The sequence below is a fragment of the Mesorhizobium sp. B2-5-13 genome (genome assembly GCF_006440535.1).
In the GTDB taxonomy this organism is placed as follows: Bacteria; Pseudomonadota; Alphaproteobacteria; order Rhizobiales; family Rhizobiaceae; genus Mesorhizobium; species Mesorhizobium salmacidum.
On record NZ_VFUI01000032.1, the window covers coordinates 1 to 22,068 of the forward strand.

Consider the following 22,068-nt stretch of genomic DNA (forward strand, 5'->3'; position numbering starts at 1 on the left):
TTGCTCTCCTTGCAAAGGGCCGAAAGTGTAACCCATCTATCCGGAATGAACTGTCACCCATCTCTCGGGAAGGGCACAATGGGTTAGCGCCGCGACGATAGCTACCCCACAGATATCCCGACAGAAATAGCTATGTGTCTACGTGCGCGTCCCCGCCAGCGGGCGCACGCCCCGCCGCGGTCGAAACCTGCCGCTGCAGGCCGGCGCAATGCCGACATCTCCGCCGACACTTCGCGCTGCAAGCGGCATCGGCTACCGCCACCGCACCTCTGTCATCGAGGAGTTAGGCCGGTTCGTCGAGTGGTACCGGGTTTTCCACGTCTGACGAGCCGGATCGGCGAGGCTCCGGGCGTACCCAGCCCTTTCGAGAGCCGTGCATGGCTTTGCGAATCGAGCCATCATTTATCAGTGCCTTGATCGTTGCCGTGGCGAAGAGCCGACTTCTTGAGATAGGGCGCGATAGAAATCAGGGCTGTGACCAAGCTGCTGAAAACGATCCAGCCAACTATCTCTTTTTCCGATATCTTTCGATCATGTTTGATGCCTGTTGCCGGTGGCGTCCGCGAATGGACGATTTGCGCCAGATCGGCCCGGCTGCCATGCCGGATCGAATAGGCGCGGGTAATTTCCGCGCCGAGTAGAAAGACCTCCGATGAGTAGTAGACCCACAGCAGCACCACAAGCAGCGCCCCGGCAGCGCCATATGAGGAGGCAACCGCGCTTGTGCCAATATACCAGCCGATCAACGACTTTCCGATGGTGAACAAAAGCGCCGTGATCACGGCGCCGACGCCCACATCACGCCATTCGAGTGAACGGTCCGGCAGAACTTTGTAGATGGCAGCAAACATCAGTGCGATCAGAACAAAGGAGACGATGGTATTTATGGAGGCGAGGATAAACTCGCCAAAAGGCAGGTGAGCGTTGATCACTTGGGCAAGCGCCGATATCGCCGCGCTCGCAACCAGCGAAACCAGAAGTAGAAAGCCCAGCGCTCCCACCAAGCCCAGACTTGCCGCGCGAGCCCGCACCAAGCGCGAAATGGAAAATCCGGTGGGTGGCACTTTCCACATCTGGTTCAGTGAAAGCTGCATCTCTCCGAACACCCCGGATGCGGTGACAAACAGAGTGATCAAGCCCAAGATGGTCGCCAAGGTCCCTGCGGTTCTCTGGGAGGCGCTTTCGATCGTTGCTTGCAGCAGGTCGGCACTTTGAGGACCCATGACGCCTGAAATCTGTGCCGACAACGCGACCTGAGCGGCATCATTCCCGAAGCCCAGACCGGCGATGGCAACAACGATCAGCAGGATTGGAGCGAGCGAAGTGGTCGCATAGAAAGCCATCGCCGCCCCGTGGCTCAAGCAATTGTCGTCGACGAAGCCGCGGATGCTCTCGCTCAGCAGGTGCCAAAACGCAATCAGCGACCGTGACATTGTTAGCCTCAAGACTTTCGCAGCTCGGCTGGAGAGTTCGCCGCAACACCGGCGGACAATCTTGCGGACGGATTATGACCTTCGTCACCATGGCACCGTCCACACTTCCATGCGCTTCACTCACGATCCTCCCTTTGCTTCAACTCGCGACGTAACTCCGCGTTCCCAAGGCGGGCTCGAAGGAGAAGGTCAGCACATTGACGCCTGCTGTTTGTGCCGGCATCGCAGGATCACTGCTTCGGTGCCACCGGCACAGATGCGAGCGGCGAGAGCATTGATCCGGCTCTCAATTGCTGGTGCGTGGGCGGCGGGCCTTCCGGGAGCATCACCTCAACGCCGCGAAAATCGCTCACGCGATCGACGAGCGGAACACGCGGTGGCGTTGCAAAAATCGAAAAAAGCTGACCAGCTGCTTCGCCGGAACCGTTGCGGAATGAGATGACGCCCACAGGCAAACAGGAGGACAATCGATGAAAACCGCAATTCTGACTGCCGCCGTGGTTCTGGCCATGCCGTGTTTTGCCTCTGCCAAGGACAAATGCGCCGACGCCAAGGATCAGGTCACCATGAACCAGTGCGCCGATGCTTCGTTCAAGAAATCGGACAAGGAGCTAAACGAGCTCTACAAGCAGATCGAAACCCGCCTCAAGGACGATGCGGATGCCAAGAAGCTTCTCGTTCAAGCGCAGCAGGGCTGGGTTAAATTTCGCGATGCGGAGTGCCAATTCCAGGCTGCGGGGGCGGCTGGAGGAAGCATGGCACCGATGCTCATCTCGATGTGCATGGACAGCTTGACGCAATCCCGTGTCAAGAATTTCGAGGGTTACCTGAATTGCCAGGAAGGCGATGCGAGCTGCCCCGTTCCAACAGCGAACTGACGCCCACAACCAGAAACTCGCTGGGTTTTGCGGCACAATTTCGTTCAAAAAAGCCGTTTTGGATTCGCCTGATGGGGTGCGCCTGGTGGCGGGGCATAACCCGCCACAAAGGTTGTTGGCAAAGGCGATGGCCTATTTGGAGCCGCCAAGTGCCTTCAATTTCTCGCAGAACTGAGCATGAGGCTTGCTCATCGCCGCGTCGTTGCATTCCTTCATCATCTTGTCCTGATCAGCCTTGGCCATCGCAGCCCAAGCCTTTTTCATATCGGCGTCGGGCTTCATCGTCTTCATGCTCGCGTCGGTGAAGAACGGGGCCATCATCTTGGGTTCATCGAGCGCGCCGGCAAGCGCCGCGCCGCCAACAATCGTGAAAGCAAGTGCGCCTAAACAGGCAGTTTTGAAGCTCATGAAATTATCCTTCCCTATTTTTGTGCCCCGACCGTCGTTTGCGATCAGGTGCGGTTTCTAACGCAATATAAGCGACATCTAAAAAACGGCGAATGTTGGGATGTCGCTTCACAAGTCGATCACATCCTTGAAACGAATGGCGCCGCGCGGCGGACTGCCTTTTTCGGATTACCTCAGCCGCCGATATGTCTCGCCTGCTGCGCTGGCACTCACGGGTTTGACCAGAGCACAAGAACACCTCCTGGTCCTTGGCCGCCAGAATGCCATCGAACGGGTCGCAGCCTTGCTGGTCGACATGACGGAACGCCAAGGAGGCCTGCGCAAGATTGAGTGGCGGATGTCGCGACTGGATATTGGCGAGTATCTCGGCCTCACCATCGAAACTGTGTCGCGGGTCTTCACCCGCCTCAAGGACAAAAGCGTCATTCGCCTGCTCGGCTTGCGCAGCATCGAAATTCTAAAGCAGGACGAGCTGCTGAACATGGGCAATAATGCGCCTCGCTCCTCCAACGTCACCCCCAAGGGCACGGTGCACGCCGCCTAGCGGAGGCCGAAAAAGCTCAATATCGCTATCACGATGACCACCGCTCCGATGAGCCAAATGATATTGTTCATGATCTCTCTCCTGTTGCCTGCCTGGTGAGCCCGCGCCTCTGGCGGAGGACGCGGGCCGATCAGCCTTTGCCTGCTGATCTTCAGCGGACCTCAAACTGTGATGCCTGCTGTGGAGATAAAACCATTAGGCTTATCTAATGTTCCGTAGCCTGACAGGATCTCGAAATAGCTAAGCAAACTGCTTTTGTGGGACAGAGACAGATTGGCCTCACAGCGGCAGTTGCGCTGGCCTGCCCGCCCGGACGACGGACGATGCGGCGGCGTAGCTGCCCGGGAGAACCAACCGTAATTGTAGAAGAGCCGATGTCGCGAACATCCCGGGTGAGGACTCATGGGAGTCCGTCGCAATATTGCGATTTTTCTCCAGGTCTGGTCGCGCGATCCGATAGCCAGCCCTTCGATTTACCATACGTCCCAGCTGTCCCGGGAAGCCCGGAACCAAAGGGATCAGCGGCAGTTGTATCCGACGAAGGGCTAATCAAGGCAATGGAGAAATTGGAATGAAAACAGTGGCCATCTGCGCTTTGGCGCTTTCGCTGGGGTTCCCTGCTTTGGCATCGGCCGCCCAGACTGACGTTACCATCAAGACCCATCATCGACATCATAACCACGTCAGGATCATCAATGAGGAGGGCCAGCGCCTTCATCACCGTCACCATGGACAGATCGCGTTCTACGATAATGGCCGCCGGCACCACCATCGGAATACGGTCGTTGTCACCGGCTCCGTCTCCACTCACCACCGTCATCATCACCCGGTGGTGATGGAAAACAGCGGCTACTGATCGCCGACTGGTGGCCCGGCTCTCGATCAAGCCTGGCCACCAGCTGCGAAAGAGAACCGGGCCAATTCTGATATCTCGTCATCGCCGGAACTAAATTGCGCGAACTTGGGTCCGTGAGCCCAGGCAATTCGTCGTATCCTACGCCGGACGGGCCTGTAGGGGGCTTGCTGCACCAAAGGGGAACTTGGTGATCGATCAGCTGAGGACTACTCCAGCCACCATGAAGGTGATAGCCACAGCGAAGATCGGTGCGAGCAACCAGCGCGCCTGGCCAACACTCTTCTCCATCGGCTTCCTCCCATAATCTCGTAGCGGACAAACGGCGGCAAACAGCGGCTGTTCCGGGCGCCGCGGCCGGCAAGACCATTACGTCTTGGGGCAAGACCTAAGTCCCGCACCTCGCCAGACCGAAGCCCAGCCCTGGAACGTTTGCCCGCCCTCCAGAGTTCGGTTGGCTGGGCGCGAGGACCATCAAAAAAGAAGCGGACGTAGATGACCACGACAATCTCGAATCGTGACAACGCAAGATCCGATGCCTTGCAGCTGCGCGTGGCAGACCTCAGGAGCAGGATGCGCGACGCGCGGATCACCAAGAGCGAAATCAAGACCTTCCAAAAGGTCGCGGCCGTAATGGAGGACGGCCAAGGCCGGATCTATGGCGACGATTTGATCGCCGCATCCTTCGTTACCGACGTGCTGACGGACACGACCTGCCCTGAATGACCATGCCAACAATCAGCAGGCTTTTTGAATCCCATTCCGAAGCAGCCCGGATCGCCGGCAACCTTTTGGCGGCCGGGGTTCCTCGCGTACAGATCGCGATTATCGGGCCCTACCAAGACGAAATCGGTGTCTTGAAATCTCCCGCTGTCATGCTTGGCGCCGCCGCCGGGCTGTTGGCGTGCCTGAGCGCTTTTGCTGTCCACGGCATCAATCCTTTTGCGACCGGCCTGTCGGCGACGGCCCTGATAGGCTGCGGCTGCATCCTCGGCGGGTTGTTCGGAGCCATGGCCGCGGGCGCCAGAAGGTTTGAGCGTAGAGGCGTCGGCGAAGGAGTTGTGCTGGTGACGGCCCATGTCGATGAGAATGCCACGGACGTCGCCCAAATGGTGCTCGGTGGTGGTTGTGTCCCCATGACCGGATTGGACGCCGAAGCAGCGTAAGATTTCGATGACATTGAATAAACGGGCCGACACCCCAGTGCAGAGCGCGAGCACTGGGCTATCGGCCTCTCAACCTTTGACGAGATGGGTATCGGCCCCTAGTTTTGATCGATGAATATGAGGGAGCCGGTAAAACGGCGAACCGGACGCGGACATGAATTTGATCTCAACGACCGGATCGGCACCGGTTCTTCTGGCTACGGTGTTTCTTGTTGCCGGATGCTCCTCGATCGGCAGGACGGCCGATCCGGCCAAATACGAGAGCATGAGCTGCACCGAGCTCAACAGCGCCGTGGGAAGCAGCGCGAGCGACATCTCGCAAACCGCGATCACCCGCGGCAAGGTCGCCAACACCAGAGTGCCGCGCTGGCTGCCCGGCGGATCGCGCGTGAAGATGGCGGTCGCCAACCGTGAAACGGCAAGGATCGACCGGTTGAAGCAACAGCAGGATGCCGTTGTCGCCGTGCGCGCACGCAAGTGCGCCAGCTCAGCCGGCTGAGCGAACAGGCCTCACTACAGTGACTTGTCACGCGCTCAACCGGAAGCGCGTGACGTCGATCGCGGCGTTCATCAGCGTCTGTGTATAAGGGGCTTGCGGATTGCTGAAGATGGCCTCGGTCGGCCCCTCCTCGACAATCTTGCCCTGCTTCATGACGATGATGTAGTCGGCCATGGCGCGCACCACCGCGAGATCGTGGCTGATGAACAGGTAAGACAGTTCGTGGTCGGCCTGGAGCTTGCGCAGCAGTTCCACGATCTGTTTCTGCACCGAGCGATCGAGCGCCGAGGTGGGCTCGTCCAGCACGACCATCTTCGGCTTCAGGATCATGGCGCGGGCAATGGCGATGCGTTGCCGTTGTCCGCCGGAAAATTCGTGCGGGTAGCGGTTGCGGGCGTTGGGGTCGAGACCGACTTCGCGCAGGGCCTCGACCGCGCGCTGGTCGCGCTGCTTTCCCGAAAGGTTCGGCTCATGCACCAGCAGCCCTTCGGTGATGACCTGGCCGACGGTCATGCGCGGCGACAGCGAGCCGAAGGGATCCTGGAAGACGAGCTGCATCTGGCGCCGCAGCGGTCGCATCTGCTGCCGGTTGGCAGTGGAAATGTCGCGATCGCCGAACCGAATGAGCCCATCGCTCGGCAAAAGCCGCAGCAAGGCGCGGCCGAGCGTCGATTTACCCGAGCCGGATTCGCCGACGATGCCGATGGTCTGGTTGCGTTGCAACCGGATCGAGATGTGATCGACAGCCCGCAGCATCAGCGGTTCGCCGGCGAAAAACCCGCCACCGATCCTGAATGTGACTTCGACATTCCTGCCCTCGAGCACCACGGGCGCATTGGCGGGCGGAGGTGCCTTGGTTCCCGTCGGCTCGGCCGCCAGCAGCATCTTGGTGTAGGCATGCTGCGGGTTGGCGAAGATCGCTTCCGCCTCCCCTTCCTCGACGACCTCCCCCTGGCGCATGACATAGACCCGGTCGGCGAAGCGGCGGACGATGCCGAGGTCGTGGGTGATGAAGACGATCGCCATGCCAAGCTTGCGCTGCAACTCGGCCAGCAGCATCAGGATCTGCGCCTGGATGGTCACGTCAAGCGCCGTCGTCGGCTCGTCGGCGATCAGGATGTCGGGGTCGTTGGCGAGCGCCATGGCGATCATCACGCGCTGGCGCTGGCCGCCGGACATTTCGTGCGGATAAGATTTCATCCGCCGGTCCGGATCGGGAATATGGACGAGCCGCAGCAGCTTGAGCGCCTCATCATGCGCCTCCGTGGCGCTCAGGCCCCGATGCCGGCGGATCGGCTCGATCAGCTGGTTGCCGATCGAATAGAGCGGATCGAGCGAGGTCATCGGCTCCTGGAAGATCATGCTGATCTTGCGGCCGCGGACCTTGTTCAGCTCGGATTTGCTCAGCGTCAAAAGGTTGCGGCCGCGATAGTCGACACTGCCCGACGCCTCGCCATTGGAGGCCAGCAGGCTCATCGCCGCCATCATCATCTGGCTCTTGCCGGAGCCGGACTCGCCGACGACTGCGACGGTTTCGCCCGCATTCACGTGGATGTTGATACCCTTGACCGCTTCGACCGCACCGTCGAGCGTGCGGAAGCGGACGCGGAGGTCCTTGACCCTGAGGATCGTTTCGGGAGTGGCCATGTCAGCGTTCCCCATCTTTATCGATCCCTTGGGTCGAGCGCGTCGCGCAGGCCATCGCCGACGAAGTTCAGGGCGAACAGCGTCGAAACGAGGAAGAAGGCGGGAAACAGGAGCAGCCAGTTGGCGGTGCCGATGTTCTTGGCGCCAACCGAGATCAGCACGCCCCAGCTGGTCATCGGCTCCTGGATGCCAAGGCCGAGGAACGACAGGAAGCTCTCCAGGATGATGACCTGCGGCACCAGCAGCGTCATGTAGATCACCACGGGGCCAAGCAGGTTGGGGATGACATGGCGCAGCAGGATGCCGCGCTGGCCGATGCCCATGGCTTCCGCCGCCTGGACATATTCCTGCCGGCGGATCGACAGCGCCTGGCCACGCACGATGCGCGCCATGTCGAGCCAAAGCACGGCACCGACCGCCAGGAACATCAGCACGAAGTTGCGGCCGAAGAACACCACCAGCATGATGACGAAGAAGATGAACGGCAAGGAATAGAGCACGTCGACGATGCGCATCATCACCTCGTCGACCTTGCCGCCGGAAAAGCCGGCGGCGGCGCCATAAATCACACCAATCACCACCGCCACGATGCCCGCGAGCAGGCCGATGGCAAGCGAGATGCGCCCGGCCATCAGCGTGCGCGACAAGAGATCGCGGCCAGTGTTGTCGGTTCCGAACAGGAAATACTGCTGCTTGACCGACGCGCTCATCGTCACTTCGAGGCGGTCGGGCGACTTGCTCTCGATCTTGGTGTCGTCGAAGGCATCGGAACGGTCGAGGTAGCGGATGTTGCGGTCGTCGATCGGCTTGGCCGACTTGACCGTGACGAAAACCTGATTGCCCTCCTGGTGCCACTCCTTGATGTCGACGCGCATGCGTTTGATCGCTTCGGTGAGCGCGGTCTCGATCATATCGGGTTTCGGATAGGCCGACAGGCTTGGCGGCATGCGCACATAATCGGCGTAGATGGTCGTGTATTGATGCGGCACGAACCACGGGCCAAAGACGCTGACGACCCCGATCAGAACGAGATAGTAGAGGCTGAACATGGCGGCGCGGTTGGCCTTGAGGCGCGCCCAGGCATCACCCCAAAGCGAGCGACCGACGATGGCGGGAGCGGTGGCTGCGATGTCAGTCATAGCGCACCCTCGGGTCGACGATCGCGTACATGACGTCGACGATCAGGTTGAAGACGATGGTGAAAATGGCGATCACCACCACCGTTCCCATCACGAGAGTGTAATCGCGATTGAGCGCGGCATCGACGAAATAGCGGCCAACGCCCGGAATGGAGAAGATCGTCTCGACGATGACCGAGCCGGTCAGCAGTGCCGCCGCCGCCGGGCCGGTGAAGGAGACGATAGGCAGGATGGCGCCGCGCAAGGCGTGCTTGACCACCACCGACCAGTCGGAGAGGCCGAGCGCTCGCGCCGTTCGGATATGATGGGATCGCAGCGACTCGATCATCGAGCCGCGCATCAGGCGGGCGACGATGGCGATCTGGGGCAAGGCGAGCGTCAGCACCGGACCTACCTTGTTGATGAAAGCGCCATCGCCCCATCCCCCGATCGGCAACAGCCTCCAGGTCAGCCCGAACAGGAGCTGGATCACCGGCGCGATGACGAAGGTGGGGATGGTGCTGCCGGCGGTCGCCAGCGCAATCACCGTATAGTCGCCAAGCTTGTTCTGGTTGAGCGCGGCAATGGTGCCGAGCACGCTGCCGAGCAGCAGCGCCAGGATCAGCGCCGAGGCACCGAGTTGTACGGAAATGGGCAGGCCCTTGGCAAACAGTTCGGTGACGGTGAAATCCGGCATGTTGTAGCTCGGGCCGAAATTGCCGCGCAGCAGATTGCCGAGATAGTGGACATATTGCAGCCAGAGCGGATCGTTGAGACCGAACTGGGCTTCAAGATTGGCCTTGATCTCGGGGCTAAGTCCCCGCTCCTGGTTGAATGGACCGCCCGGCGCGACGCGCATCAGGAAGAACGCCATCGTCACGATGACGAACAGCGTCGGGATGGCGGTCAAAAGCCGCCGGAATACGTATCGCAGCATCGGTGCCCCGCTTGATCCGGAGCCCGCCCGTCCACCCGGACGATTGCGCTCCAGCCTTCAAATCTTCGCACCGAACGTTCCGAGAATCGATTCCGTTTCCCGGGCCGATGCGATGGCAAACCAGCGCCACCGCGCATACAGTTGCGCGGCGGCTTGGCCAGGGATCAGTCCTTGCTGACGAAGCGTGACGGATGCACGTCCATCACATTGTCGACGAAGCCATGCAGCTTCGAGGAAACGATGTCGTGGTAGCTGTAGTAGAGAAGCGGAATCTGGCCGACATCGTCGATGAGGATGCGCTCGGCCGCGGAGAGGTCCTTCATGCGCTCGTCGGGCTTGCCGCCGGCGGCCGCGGCCTTGTCCATTGCCGCTTCGTATTGCGGACTGTTGTAGTTCGAATAGTTGTTGCCGCTGGCCTTGCGCGTGATGCCGAGGAAGGTTTCCGGATCCTTGTAGTCGGCAATCCAGGCGGCACGCGCCACGTCATAGTCGCCCTTCTGCTCGAGGAAGGAGTAGTGGGTCTTGGTGTCGGTGTTGAGCAGCGTGACGTCGACGCCAAGCGGCTTCAGCTGTTCCTGGATCGCCACAGCGGTGTTCTTGTGGTTTTCCGAGGTGTTGTAGCGGATCTCCATCTTCAGCGGATGCTCGGGCGTGTAGCCTAGCTTCTCAAGGATTTTCTTGGCCGCGTCCTCGCGGTCGATCTGCGGCATGTCGGCGTATTTGGCCATTGCGGGCGTGTAGCCCTCGATGCCGGGAGGCACCATCGAATAGCCGGGAAGCATAGAGTTCTGCCAGACCTTTTCAGCGATGAAGTCACGGTCGATCGCCATCGAGATGGCGTTGCGCAGCTCGGGGTTGTTCCACGGCGCCTTGTCGGTCTTGATCGCATAATAGTAGGTGCCGAGATACGGCCCGACATGGATCTGGTCGCCGAACTTGGTCTTGAGGTCGGCGAGCTGTTCGGTCGGCAGATCGTCATAGCTGTCGAGTTCGCCGGCCTCGAAGCGCTTCATAGCCGATGAACGATCCTCGGTCGGGATGTAGTTGACGACGTCGAACTTGACGGTCGCGGCGTCCCAGAATTTCGGATTCTTGACCAGTTTCATGTGGTCGTTGGGAACCCATTCGGCCAGCGTATAGGCGCCGTTCGAAACCAGATTGCCGGGCTTGATCCAGTCGGCGCCGAGCTTTTCAATCGAAGCCTTGCTGACCGGATAAGTCGCCTGATGGGTCAGCATCTCCAGGAAGTATGGCGTCGGTGCCTTCAGAGTCACTTCCAGGGTGTTGGCGTCGATCGCCTTGACGCCCATGTCCTCCGGCTTGCCCTTCTTGGTGTTGACGTCCTCCGCACCCTTCACCGGATAGAGCATCGAGGCGTATTCCGCGCCGGTCGCCGGATCCTCGAGCCGGTGGAAGGCGTAGACGAAGTCGTCCGCCGTCACCGGGCTGCCATCCGACCACTTGCCGTCCTTGCGCAGCTTGAAGGTGTAGACGGTGCCGTCATCCGACACCGTCCAGCTTTCGGCGGCGCCCGGAATGAGGTTCGCCTTCTCATCTTGCATGACCAGTCCCTGGAACAGGTCACGCAGCACGTTGGCTTCATAGACCGTCGAGGTCTTGTGTGGATCGACCGACTCCGATTCAGCGGCGGTGCCCCTGTTATAGACGGTCTCGGCAAAGGCTGGCGTCAAGAACGTGCCGGCAGCCAAGGTCATGGTCGTGGCGAGTACCGTCGCCTTCAGCATATTTTTCAGCATGAAGTTCTCCCTGTCGGCGCTGCCATCGGCGCGCCTTTGCGTGTTGACGCCCCGGAACCGATGTCTGGTTCCTTTGAGCGCGCCACCGGTTCCCTCCGGCGGCTGGTGGCAGGAGACTAGACAGGAGGTAAGCTCTTTTCAACTGAGTACTGATTGACCCTAAGTCAATCCTCATTATCGCAGAAGCAACGGCTAAATTAGAAAGACGCTTCAATCGAGCACATCCCTTGGTTGCACCCGGAGTTTCCGCTTTCTGCATGCGAACTTGAGCATGCTTGTGCCATGGTCCACAACCTCATTTCCAAGGCCCGAAGGCGCCAGTTCCGAACAGACAATTCGGGAACTTCAGCGGTCGAGTTCGCACTGTTGTCACCGCTTTTCATCCTTCTTTTGCTCGGAATGGTTGCCTACGGCATCTATTTTGGTGCCGCCAACTCGATCCAGCAAATCGCAGCCGACGCCGCCCGGACGGCTATCGCCGGGGTGAACCAGACCGAGCGGCAAACGCTCGTGGCCAGCTATCTCACCAACAACGCCGGCGGCTACCCTTTCGTGGACGCCAGCAAGGTGACCTACCAGGCCAATGACAGCGTGGCCGACGGAAGCCAGTTCGTGGTGTCCATCTCGTATGATGCCCGCAACCTGCCGATCTGGAATCTGTTCCCGGGCATAGCCATGCCAGGGACGACCATCAAGCGTCAGTCAACGATCAGGGTCGGGGGTATCTGAATGCTGCAGCGGGCGGGCAAGGGCATCGGCCGGCTTGCACGGTCGATGATGGGAGACAAGAAGGCGAACTTCGCCGTCATGACCGCATTGAGCGCGCCGGTTGCGCTGGCGCTGGCCGCGGTGGCGATAGACGAGGCCTCCATCTATACCGAGCGCCGGGAAGCCCAGGCGATGGTCGACCTGGCAGCGATCACCGCCGCCTCGAACATCAACAACGTCAACACAGCGGTCGTCACCACGCTCACCGACAACGGCATGCCGGGTGTCGTTGTTCAAGCTTCGGGCCAGACCATCCCAGCGGCCGCCGGAAAGACGGTGGTGACGGTCACGCGGGGCCGATATGCCTCGTCGACCGCCAATGTCAGCCAGCGCTTTCAGGCGGGCGTGACGCCTTACAATGCGGCGCGGGTGACTTTGGCGAAAATTCCCCAGCGCTACTTCGCAAGCTCGCTGATCCCCACTCCCGTCATCGACACCCAAGCCACTGCCAGCATGACGCCGCAGGCGACGTTCTCGGTCGGGTCGAGATTGCTTAGCGTCAATGGCGGCATCCTCAACGCACTTTTGAGCGGACTTCTCGGCGGCAACATCTCGCTCAGCGTCATGGATTACAACGGGCTGATCTCGGCCGATGTCAGCGTGCTTTCCTTCATCAGTGCGCTCGGCACACAACTGAACGTCACGGCAGGCACCTATTCCGACGTTCTGGCATCGAAGGCGACCGTCGGCCAGATCGCCACTGCCATGGCCAATGTTCCTGGCCTCGGCAACGCCGCCAAGGTCGCCTTGCAGACCATCGCCTCCAAGTCGACCAGCACCGTCAAGATCCCACTCAGCGGACTTGTCGACCTTGGCTCCGTCGGCAGCCTGGGTCTCGGGCAACAGCCGTCCGGCCTTGGCCTGGACGCCAGCGCCATGGGGATGCTGACGGCGGCGGCCGTACTTGCAAACGGCACCAACCAGGCCGCGATCGATCTCGGCGCCACCATACCGGGGCTGCTTTCCACCAAGCTCAACATCGCCATCGGGGAGCCGATGCAATCCTCGCCCTGGCTGGCGGTCGATGGTATCGGCACTGTCGTGCGGACCGCCCAGACGCGCATCAAGCTGACGGCCTCCGTCGGTATCGGCACGCCCGGCCTGGCCGGCGGCATCAGCTTGCTGGCCGTCAATCTGCCGCTCAATGTGGAAGTCGCCTATGCCGAGGCCAAGTTGACCGACATCACCTGCCCGACAGGGCCGTCCAGCATCAGCGTTTCCATCGCCGCGCACCCCGGTATTGCCCAGTTGAACCTGGCCAACAGCAACAATCCTTCCGGCTTCGCCGATTTCAGCCAGCCGCAGACCTTTACGGATGCAGACATTGCGGATGTTAAGCTGCTGCTGATACCGTTGATCCAGGTGATGGGTTCGGCCGCGCCCGCGATCACCAACAACAACCCGCAGACTCTGACCTTCAACGCGACCGACATCGCCAGCAAGACGGTGAAGACCGTTTCGACGCGAAACATCACGCAGTCGCTCACCACGTCCCTGGTCAACAACCTCTCGCTTTCGGTCAATCTGCTTGGTCTTGGGATCGATGTGACCACCCTGCTCGGAACGGTCAAACCAGCCGTGGTGGCCCTGCTCAACACTGTAACGGCGCCCGTGGACGACTTGCTCTACAATGTGCTGTCAGCCCTGGGCGTCGGTGTCGGCCAGGCCGACGTGCGCGTCACCGGCGCGACCTGCGGACGGGCAGTGCTCGTTCAGTAGGACCGCTTGGCCACAATCGAAGCGCCAATCAGTCGAGCCGACCGAGGAAGCAACCGAGGGCCGGCAGCGAAAGCGCGTTTTCCTCGACGGAAGCAGTGCCGCCGAGGACAGCCGCGGCAGTTCCGATATCCTCAGGCAACGGCCAAGTCGCCGGCTCTCCGGCGAAATTGAAGACACAGAGCAGCCTCTCCCCACCATCCTCGCGGATGAAGGCGAGCACGTCGTCCTCGGCATCGAGAAGGCGGATCGAGCCGCCGACCAGCGCAGGATGCTGTTTGCGCAAGGCGAGCGCCGAGCGGTAGGCCGACAGCACCGATTGCTCCTCGCCGTTCTGCACATCGACCGCGCGGGCGCGATGGCCTGCCGGCACAGGCAGCCAGGGTTTCGCGGTGGAAAAGCCCGCATTGTCGGCGCCCGCCTCCCAGACCATCGGCGTGCGGCAGCCGTCCCTGCCCTTCACGCCGGGCCAGAAGCGGATGCCGACGGGATCGCGCAGATCCTCATAGGCAAGCTCCGCCTCCTCAAGGCCGAGCTCCTCGCCCTGATAGAGGCAGATCGAACCGCGCAGGCATGCGAGCAGCATGATCGAGAATCTGGCCACCGCATCGGGATCGCCACCCGGCCTCGTCCAGCGGCTGACATGGCGCACGACGTCATGGTTGGAGAATGCCCAGCAGACCCAGCCATCGGCAACCGCATTTTCGAAGGCCTCGACGCAGCCACGTACATGCGCCGCGGAGAATTGCGAGCCGAGCAGGTCGAAAGTGTAGCTCATCTGAAGCTTGTCGGCGCCGGAGGTGTAGGCGGCCAGCGTCTGCAAGGAGCGGCCTTCATCGCCGATCTCGCCGACGGCGGCGCGGCCCTCATACTCGTCCAGCAATGCCCGAAAGCGCCTGAGGAAATGGAGGTTTTCCGGCTGCGTCTTGTCGAACAGATGCTCCTGATAGAGGTAGGTGCTGGTCTCCGTATTGGTGCCGGCAACGCTCGAAGCCAAGGGCGGATTGCTGCGCAGCCAGTGGTCGTGGACATAGTAATTGACCGTGTCGAGCCGGAAGCCGTCGACACCGCGCTCTAGCCAGAACCGCACCATGCCCAGCAACGCATCCTGGACCTCCGGATTGTGGAAATTGAGGTCCGGCTGCGAGGCGAGGAAATTGTGCATGTAATATTGCCGACGGGTCGCGTCCCATTCCCAGGATGGCCCCCCGAAGACCGACAGCCAATTGTTGGGCGCGCCGCCGTCCGGCCTGGCGTCGGCCCAGACGTACCAGTCGGCCTTGGCGTTGTCGCGGCTGGCGCGGCTTTCGATGAACCATTCGTGCTTGTCGGATGAATGCGACAGCACCTGGTCGATGACGACTTTCAGGCCGAGCCTGTGCGCTTCGGCGACCAGCGCATCGAAATCCGCCAACGTGCCGAACATCGGGTCGACGTCGCGATAGTCGGATACATCATAGCCCATATCGGCCATCGGCGACTTGAAGAAGGGCGACAGCCAGACAGCGTCGACGCCGAGCGAGGCGATATGAGCGAGCCGTGACGTGATGCCCTTGAGATCGCCGCTGCCGTCGCCGGTGGTGTCCTGGAAAGAGCGCGGATAGACCTGATAGATGACGCAGCCTCGCCACCATTCGGGCCTCTGCATGGCATTGTCGTCGGACATTTACGAACCCTTCCCGGCGCCACCGTTTCCGGTCCGGCTCTCGATCATGAAGTTGACGCCGCGGCCCGGGAGCGGGCGTAGAAGGTCGATCGCCTGCGTCTCGATTGCCGGGCGCCAAAGGAAGCCATCTCGCGCTGGCAAGGTGAAGACGCATTGGCGGCGGTCGCCGTTGATCATGACGGCAAGCCTGCCATCGTCGCCACCAAGCAGCATGACGAGGCGATGCCGACTGGAGTCGTTCCAGTCGCTCTCGTTGAGCGGAGCGCCCGTCTCGGTCAGCCATGAGACATCGGGGATGTCGGAACCGTCAACCGCTTGCCCGGTCAGGAAACGCGTGTCCGACAATGCCGGCACCGCCTGGCGAAGAGCTGCGAGCGCCGATGCGTAACGCTCCAGCGCCTGGTCGCGGGCTGGCCAGTCAAGCCAGGTGATGGCGTTGTCCTGCGCATAGGCGTTGTTGTTGCCCTTCTGGGTGCGGCCGAACTCGTCGCCTGCGGTCAGCATTATGGTGCCGCGCGAGGCGAACAGCGTGGCGAGCAGTGCGCACTGGTCGTCGAAGCGCGACTTGGTGATCGCCGCGTCGTGCGTCTCGCCTTCGGTGCCATTGTTCCAGGACAGGTTTTCGTTATGGCCGTCACGGTTCTGCTCGCCATTGGCGCCGTTGTGCTTGCGCTCATAGGACACGATATCAGCCAGCGTCATGCCGTCATGGGCGGCAATGAAGTTCACGCTGCGGCTTGCCGGCCCCCCTGCCCCGTTGAACGCGTCGGACGAACCGGCAAGGCGTGTGGCGAGAGCACCGACCATGCCGGCATCGCCGCGCCAGAAGTGTCTGATATCGTCACGGTAGCGATCGTTCCACTCAAGGAACGGCGGCCGGAAATTGCCCAATTGGTAGCCGTCTGCCCCGATGTCCCAAGGCTCGGCGATCAGCACGCGGTCGCAGAGCACCGGATCATGGATGATGGCCCGGAGCAGCGGCGCTTCCGGATCGAAGATGCCATCGACCCGGCCCAGCACCGGAGTCAGATCGAAACGGAAGCCGTCGACGCCGGCCTGGCACACGAAATGACGGAGTGTGTCGAGCACCATTTCCCGCACCACCGGATGATCGCAAGCGATCGTGTTGCCGGTGCCTGTGTCATTGACCAGCACGCCATCCGGCCGGTGCCGATAGTAGGCCTGGTTGTCGAGGCCGCGTAGCGAGAGCGTCGGCCCCAGCCTGTCGCTTTCGCCGGTATGGTTGAAGACGAGGTCGAGAATGGTGCCGATGCCGGCCCGGCGCAGCGCAGCGACTGTATCCTGCAATTCCGTCAGGCCGCCGGGCGCGAGGCGTGGGTCGAGCGCCATGAAGGTCACGGGATTGTAGCCCCAGGCGTTGCTTAAGCCCAGCGGCGGCAGATGCCGCTCGTCGATCGACGCCGTCACCGGCATCAGTTCGATAGCGGAGACACCGAGCCTTTGCAGATGCTCGATGATGGCTGGATGGGCAAGTGCGGCGATTGTACCGCGCTGTTCTTGGGGCACATCCGGGTGGAGCTTGGTGAAGGCGCGGACATTCAATTCGTAGATCAGGCCGCCCGGACGAAACAGCGGCGGCAGGATCGGTGGGGCCGCGGGCAAAGCCTTGGCCACGGCCTTGGGCATCACCGACGCGGTGTCGGCGCCCTCATTGCGCCGCGCGGCGAGCCGCCAGTGATACGCATAGGGCCGGTCGATCTCGACGGCGTAAGGATCGGTCAGCAGCTTGTCGGGGTCGAACCACAGCCCACGCTCGGGTGCATAGTCGCCGTCGGCTCGCAGGCCATAGCGCGCGCCCACGGCCAGGCCGGAGACGAAAAGCGCATGCATGCCGTCGCCATCCGGCGTCAGCTCCAGCCGGTCGAGTTCACGGTTTCCCTGCTCGTCGAAGATCGAAACCCAGAGGCGATGGGCCGATGAGGACCATGCGGCAAAGCGGATGCCTTCGCTGGTGATGGTGGCGCCGAGCGGCTTCATGCGCGCACCTTCCCTTCTCACCATGTGGGAGAAGATGGCTCGGCGCGCAGCGCCGAGCCGGATGAGGGGTGTTGGAAGAAATGAGGCGCCCGTGTTCTGAGCGCCGGTTTGCGCCAAGCTGGAGCACCCCTCATCCGTCCGAGCTTCGCTCGGCCACCTTCTCCCACAAGCGGAGAAGGGAAGGCCTCATCCACCACCCTCAAGTAATCACGCTGGGCTTGTTGCGGCCGGTGTGGGTCTTGATCCCGGCAATGTCGTCGGCCGCTGAAATCAGATCGGCGAGCGCCTCCTGCGTGTCGAGATCGTGCCTCGCCTGGTCCGGCTCATAGCGCTCGATATAGACGCGCAAGGTCGCGCCTGATGTGCCGGTGCCCGAAAGCCGGAAGACGACGCGCGATCCGCCTTCGAACAGCACCCTTATACCCTGATGCTCGCTGGTCGAGCCGTCGACCGGGTCGTGATAGGCAAAATCGTCGGCCTTGGCAATCTTCAGGCCGCGAATGCTGGTGCCCGGCAACGAGCCGAGCTTCGCCCTGAGTTCGCCGACCAGCGCATTGGCGCGCTCGGTCTCGACTTCCTCATAGTCGTGGCGAGAATAGTAGTTGCGCCCGTAGGTCGCCCAATGTTCCGTGACGATCTGTTTGCAGCTTTCGCCGCGCGCGGCCAGGATGTTGAGCCACAAGAGCACCGCCCACAGACCGTCCTTTTCGCGGACATGGTTGGAGCCGGTGCCGGCACTTTCCTCGCCGCAGATGGTCGCCATGCCGGCATCGAGCAGATTGCCGAAAAACTTCCAGCCAGTAGGCGTCTCGTAGATGCCGATACCGAGCTTGTGGGCGACGCGGTCGGCGGCACCGCTGGTCGGCATCGAGCGGGCAATACCCTTCAGGCCTTCCTTGTAGCCGGGTGCCAGGCGGGCATTGGCGGCGAGCATGGCGACCGAATCCGACGGGGTGACGAAAATACCCTTGCCGATGATCAGATTGCGGTCGCCGTCGCCATCGGAGGCGGCGCCGAAATCCGGCGCGTTCGGTCCCATCATCTCGTCATAGAGGTGTTTGGCATGAACAAGGTTGGGATCGGGGTGATGACCGCCGAAATCCGGCAGCGGCTCGAAATTGCGGCAGGTGCCGTTCGGTGCGCCGAGGCGGTGTTCGAGGATTTCCTTGGCGTACGGTCCGGTCACCGCATGCATGGCGTCGAAGCGCATGCGGAAGCCCGACTTGAACAGTTTGCGCAGCGCATCGAAATCGAACAGGCTCTCCATCAGCTCGGCATAGTCGGTGACCGGATCGATGATCTCGATGGTCATGCCGCCAGCCTTGACGGTCCCGACCGTATCGATGTCGATCGGATCGATGTCGGCGGTCTTGAAGCTCGAAATCGCCTTGGTCTTGGCAAAGATGGCGTCGGTCAGCTTTTCCGGCGCCGGGCCGCCATTGCCGGCATTGTACTTGATGCCGAAATCCTCATGCGGGCCGCCGGGATTGTGGCTGGCCGACAGGATGATGCCGCCGAAGGTCTTGTATTTTCGGATGACATGCGAGGCCGCCGGCGTCGACAATATACCGCCCTGCCCGACCATCACCTTACCGAAACCGTTGGCGGCGGCCATGGCGACGGCCTTCTGGATGACCTCGCGGTTGTAGTAGCGGCCGTCGCCGCCGATCACCAGGGTCTTGCCGGCAAATCCGTCGAGCGCGTCGAAGATCGACTGGATGAAGTTCTCGGCATAGTGCTCCTGCTGGAACACTGGCACCTTCTTGCGCAGTCCCGACGTGCCGGGCTTCTGGTCGGAATAGGGCTTGGTGGGGACGGTTCGTATCATGCTTCAGGCAACCCTTTTCGAAAGCAGCAGGCGATAAAGTTCGACGTATTTTTCGGCGCTTCGGTCCCACGACAGATCGGTCTTCATGCCCTGGCGCTGGATGGTTTCGAAGCTTGCGGGACTGGCATGGGCATCGACCAGGCGGCGGATGGCGTGCAGCAGCGCGCCGCCATTGTTGGGAGCAAATTGGAACCCAGTCGCCACGCCCGCGGCCATTGCTGCTTCATTGGCATCGATGATGGTGTCGGCAAGGCCGCCAGTGCGCGCGACGACCGGCACGCAGCCATAGCGCAGGCCATAAAGCTGCGTCAGCCCGCAAGGCTCGAAGCGCGAAGGAATAACGATGGCGTCGCAGCCGCCCTGCATGATGTGCGACAGCTGCTCGTCATAGCCGACGACGACGCCGATGCGGCCGCGGTGGCGTGCGGTCGCGGCCAGCAGCGCGCCTTCGAGCCCCGCGTCGCCCGAGCCCAGGATGGCCAGCCTTGCGCCTGTCGCGACGATGCCGTCGACCACCGTCGCCAATATGTCCATGCCCTTCTGCCATGTCAGCCGGCTGACGACGCAGACAATCGGGCTGTCGTCGCGGTCGAGGCCGAAACGGTCCTCGACGGCGGCCCTGTTGGGCGCCCGGGTCTTCAACGTTTCGGCCGTATAGGTCGATACCAGATGCTTGTCGGTCTCCGGATCCCAGATGGCGGTATCGATGCCGTTGACGATGCCATGGAGATCGCTTGAACGCATGTTGATGAGACCGTCGAGGCCCATGCCGAATTCCGGCGAACGGATCTCCTGCGCATAGGTCGGGCTCACCGTTGTGATCGCCCAGGCGGCTTGCAAGCCAGCCTTGAGGAAGCCGACACCGCCATAATATTCGACGCCGTCAAGTGCCATCGCCGCGGCCGGCAGGCCGAGCTCACCGAAAATGCCGGCGCCGAACTGGCCCTGGAAGGCGAGATTGTGGACGGTCATCATCGACGGTATGCCAACGGCCTTGCCGTAGCGCATATAAGCCAGGGTCATCGCCGACTGCCAGTCATGAGCATGGACGATGTCAGGCAGGTAGCCCGAAATGGCGCCGCCGGCGATATCGGCGCCGGCCTGGCTCAGCGCCGCGAAGCGCCGCCAATTGTCCGGCCAATCGGCGCCCGAGGCGTTGCCATAGGGACCGCCAGGGCGGTCGAACAGATGCGGCGCGTCGAGCACGAACAGGTCGAGCCCGGTGACCTCGACGGCATAGACCGAGGCCTTGCCGCCCTGCAGCAAAGGGTACTGATAGACGGCCTTCTTTTTCTTGAAGGCGTTCATCACCACCGGAAAGCCCGGGATGAGCGTGCGCATGGTCACGCCCCTGGCCGAGAGCGCAATAGGCAGCGCGCCGGTTACGTCAGCCAGTCCGCCGGTCTTGATCAGCGGGAAAATTTCGGGCGTGACCGACAGAACATGCATGCGCTTAACGATCCGCTCCTGGTCCATGTCGCCCAGAACCGTGTAGCGGTTTTGGGACCACGACATGCACAAAACACCCTAAAGTGACAGCTTGTTGATCAACCTGTTCAGGTTGACAACTTGTTGATCATGTCCTGTGTGATTAGGCAGATACCCTTTTCCGAGACGCGGAAGCGCTTGGCGTCGATCGCGGGATCCTCGCCGACCACCAGCCCTTCCGGTATCCTTACACCGTGGTCGATGACGACGCGCTTCAACTTTGCGTTCCGGCCGACATGAACGTCGGGCAGCATGACAACCTCTTCCAGCGTCGAATAGGAATTGATGCGCGCACCGGTGAAAATCAGGCTTTTCTTCAGCGAAGCGCCCGAGACGATGCAATCGCCCGACACCAGTGACGAGACGGCGGAACCGCGCCTGCCGTCCTCGTCATGGACGAACTTTGCCGGCGGCTTCAACTCGGCATAGGTCCAGATCGGCCAGTCGCGGTCGTAGAGGTCGAGTTCCGGCGTCACGTCGGTCAAGTCGATATTGGCTTCCCAATAGGCGTCGACCGTGCCGACATCGCGCCAGTAGGCCTCGTTCTCGGCGGTCGAACGCACGCAGGACTTGGTGAAGCGGTGCGCGATCGCCTTACCGTGCGTGACGATATAGGGGATGATATCCTTGCCGAAGTCGCGGCTGGAGCCCGGCTCGGCGGCGTCGCGGCGCAGTTGCTCCATCAGGAACTTGGTCTTGAAGACGTAGATGCCCATCGAGGCCAAGGCGAATTCCGGATTACCCGGAATTCCCGGCGGATCGGCGGGCTTTTCGACGAAGGCGATGATGTTGTCCTTGGCATCGACATGCATGACGCCGAAGCCGGTCGCTTCCATGCGCGGCACTTCGAGGCAGCCGACCGTGACATCGGCGCCGGCATCGACATGCTGACGCAGCATCATCTCGTAATCCATCTTGTAGATGTGATCGCCGGCCAGGATGACCATGTATTCCGGACCATAGGCCTCGATGATGTCGATGTTCTGGTAGACGGCGTCCGCCGTGCCTTCATACCATTGGGTTTCCGACACGCGCTGGCTGGCCGGCAGGATGTCGAAGCTCTCATTTCGCTCGGGCCGCAGGAAGTTCCAGCCGCGCTGCAGGTGGCGGATCAGCGAATGCGCCTTGTACTGAGTGGCGACGCCGAGGCGGCGGATGCCGGAATTGAGCGCATTGGAGAGCGCGAAATCGATGATGCGCGTCTTGCCGCCGAAATAGACCGCCGGCTTGGCGCGCCGGTCGGTCAGTTCCTTGAGGCGGCTGCCGCGCCCGCCGGCCAGCACATAGGCCATGGCGTCGCGGGCCAGCGGCTGGGTTCGTTTCAAGTCTGCCATTCCTACCCTCCCAAGTTACTCGTCTTTATG

18 protein-coding genes and 1 pseudogene are annotated in these 22,068 nt (G+C 61.6%); 8 read left to right on the forward strand and 11 right to left on the reverse strand.

Annotated elements, in window-relative coordinates:
- Positions 1-398 precede the first annotated feature (398 nt).
- The gene (locus FJ434_RS27890; RefSeq protein WP_140508035.1) at positions 399-1,433 is read right to left on the reverse strand and encodes a YihY/virulence factor BrkB family protein; all 1,035 of its coding nucleotides are present in this window, start codon (positions 1,431-1,433) and stop codon (positions 399-401) included.
- 470 nt (positions 1,434-1,903) lie between these two features.
- Between FJ434_RS27890 and FJ434_RS27895 the strand changes: the two genes are divergently transcribed.
- Positions 1,904-2,311 (forward strand): lysozyme inhibitor LprI family protein, encoded by a 408-nt coding sequence (locus FJ434_RS27895; RefSeq protein ID WP_140717792.1) that lies wholly within the window; start codon positions 1,904-1,906, stop codon positions 2,309-2,311.
- A gap of 132 nt (positions 2,312-2,443) precedes the next feature.
- Here FJ434_RS27895 and FJ434_RS27900 read toward each other — a convergent pair whose 3' ends face one another.
- Entirely contained in the window at positions 2,444-2,719 is a 276-nt protein-coding gene (locus FJ434_RS27900) for a hypothetical protein (RefSeq protein WP_027143995.1), read from the reverse strand.
- 202 nt (positions 2,720-2,921) lie between these two features.
- Here FJ434_RS27900 and FJ434_RS27905 point away from each other — a divergent pair.
- From FJ434_RS27905 to FJ434_RS27925, 5 genes and pseudogenes are all read left to right on the forward strand, one after another.
- Positions 2,922-3,263, forward strand: a pseudogene (locus tag FJ434_RS27905) (helix-turn-helix domain-containing protein); the annotation flags it as partial.
- Between the two features lie 571 nt (positions 3,264-3,834).
- Positions 3,835-4,119, forward strand: coding sequence for a hypothetical protein (locus FJ434_RS27910; RefSeq protein ID WP_140753101.1), 285 nt, complete (start codon positions 3,835-3,837; stop codon positions 4,117-4,119).
- Positions 4,120-4,611: 492 nt separating this feature from the next.
- Positions 4,612-4,842 carry a hypothetical protein gene (locus tag FJ434_RS27915; protein WP_140753099.1) on the forward strand — a complete coding sequence of 77 codons (231 nt, stop codon included), beginning with the start codon at positions 4,612-4,614 and terminating at the stop codon, positions 4,840-4,842.
- Positions 4,839-5,282: a hypothetical protein gene (locus tag FJ434_RS27920; protein ID WP_246678434.1), complete on the forward strand. Its 444-nt coding sequence runs from the start codon at positions 4,839-4,841 to the stop codon at positions 5,280-5,282. The genes FJ434_RS27915 and FJ434_RS27920 overlap by 4 nt, the downstream gene beginning before the upstream one ends.
- Before the next feature lie 154 nt (positions 5,283-5,436).
- Complete coding sequence (locus FJ434_RS27925; RefSeq protein ID WP_140508027.1) at positions 5,437-5,781, forward strand: hypothetical protein; 345 nt, start codon at positions 5,437-5,439, stop codon at positions 5,779-5,781.
- 27 nt (positions 5,782-5,808) lie between these two features.
- On the opposite strand, the gene FJ434_RS27930 is transcribed toward FJ434_RS27925, so the two are convergent.
- From FJ434_RS27930 to FJ434_RS27945, 4 genes are all read right to left on the reverse strand, one after another.
- Entirely contained in the window at positions 5,809-7,428 is a 1,620-nt protein-coding gene (locus FJ434_RS27930) for an ABC transporter ATP-binding protein (protein ID WP_140508025.1), read from the reverse strand.
- A gap of 17 nt (positions 7,429-7,445) precedes the next feature.
- Positions 7,446-8,567, reverse strand: a complete 1,122-nt coding sequence (locus FJ434_RS27935) for an ABC transporter permease subunit (protein ID WP_140796824.1) — start codon at positions 8,565-8,567, stop codon at positions 7,446-7,448.
- Entirely contained in the window at positions 8,560-9,483 is a 924-nt protein-coding gene (locus FJ434_RS27940; RefSeq protein WP_140508021.1) for an ABC transporter permease subunit, read from the reverse strand. The genes FJ434_RS27935 and FJ434_RS27940 overlap by 8 nt, the downstream gene beginning before the upstream one ends.
- Before the next feature lie 164 nt (positions 9,484-9,647).
- Positions 9,648-11,240: a peptide ABC transporter substrate-binding protein gene (locus FJ434_RS27945; RefSeq protein ID WP_140508019.1), complete on the reverse strand. Its 1,593-nt coding sequence runs from the start codon at positions 11,238-11,240 to the stop codon at positions 9,648-9,650.
- A 282-nt stretch (positions 11,241-11,522) separates the two neighbouring features.
- Here FJ434_RS27945 and FJ434_RS27950 point away from each other — a divergent pair, with 282 nt between their 5' ends.
- Together FJ434_RS27950 and FJ434_RS27955 are read left to right on the forward strand one after the other, a co-directional pair.
- A complete protein-coding gene (locus FJ434_RS27950; RefSeq protein WP_140752830.1) occupies positions 11,523-11,969 on the forward strand; it encodes a TadE/TadG family type IV pilus assembly protein in 447 nt (148 codons plus the stop codon).
- Positions 11,970-13,727 (forward strand): TadG family pilus assembly protein, encoded by a 1,758-nt coding sequence (locus FJ434_RS27955; RefSeq protein WP_140508015.1) that lies wholly within the window; start codon positions 11,970-11,972, stop codon positions 13,725-13,727.
- 28 nt (positions 13,728-13,755) lie between these two features.
- Here the strand turns inward: FJ434_RS27955 and FJ434_RS27960 are convergent, their stop codons facing one another.
- From FJ434_RS27960 to glgC, 5 genes are all read right to left on the reverse strand, one after another.
- Complete coding sequence (locus FJ434_RS27960; RefSeq protein ID WP_181166161.1) at positions 13,756-15,390, reverse strand: alpha-glucosidase family protein; 1,635 nt, start codon at positions 15,388-15,390, stop codon at positions 13,756-13,758.
- A complete protein-coding gene (gene glgX / locus FJ434_RS27965; protein WP_140508013.1) occupies positions 15,391-17,388 on the reverse strand; it encodes a glycogen debranching protein GlgX in 1,998 nt (665 codons plus the stop codon).
- A 199-nt stretch (positions 17,389-17,587) separates the two neighbouring features.
- Positions 17,588-19,216 (reverse strand): alpha-D-glucose phosphate-specific phosphoglucomutase, encoded by a 1,629-nt coding sequence (locus FJ434_RS27970; protein ID WP_140508011.1) that lies wholly within the window; start codon positions 19,214-19,216, stop codon positions 17,588-17,590.
- Between the two features lie 3 nt (positions 19,217-19,219).
- Positions 19,220-20,665: a glycogen synthase GlgA gene (gene glgA / locus FJ434_RS27975; protein WP_140508186.1), complete on the reverse strand. Its 1,446-nt coding sequence runs from the start codon at positions 20,663-20,665 to the stop codon at positions 19,220-19,222.
- 107 nt (positions 20,666-20,772) lie between these two features.
- Positions 20,773-22,038: a glucose-1-phosphate adenylyltransferase gene (gene glgC / locus FJ434_RS27980; protein ID WP_140752832.1), complete on the reverse strand. Its 1,266-nt coding sequence runs from the start codon at positions 22,036-22,038 to the stop codon at positions 20,773-20,775.
- Positions 22,039-22,068 lie beyond the last annotated feature (30 nt).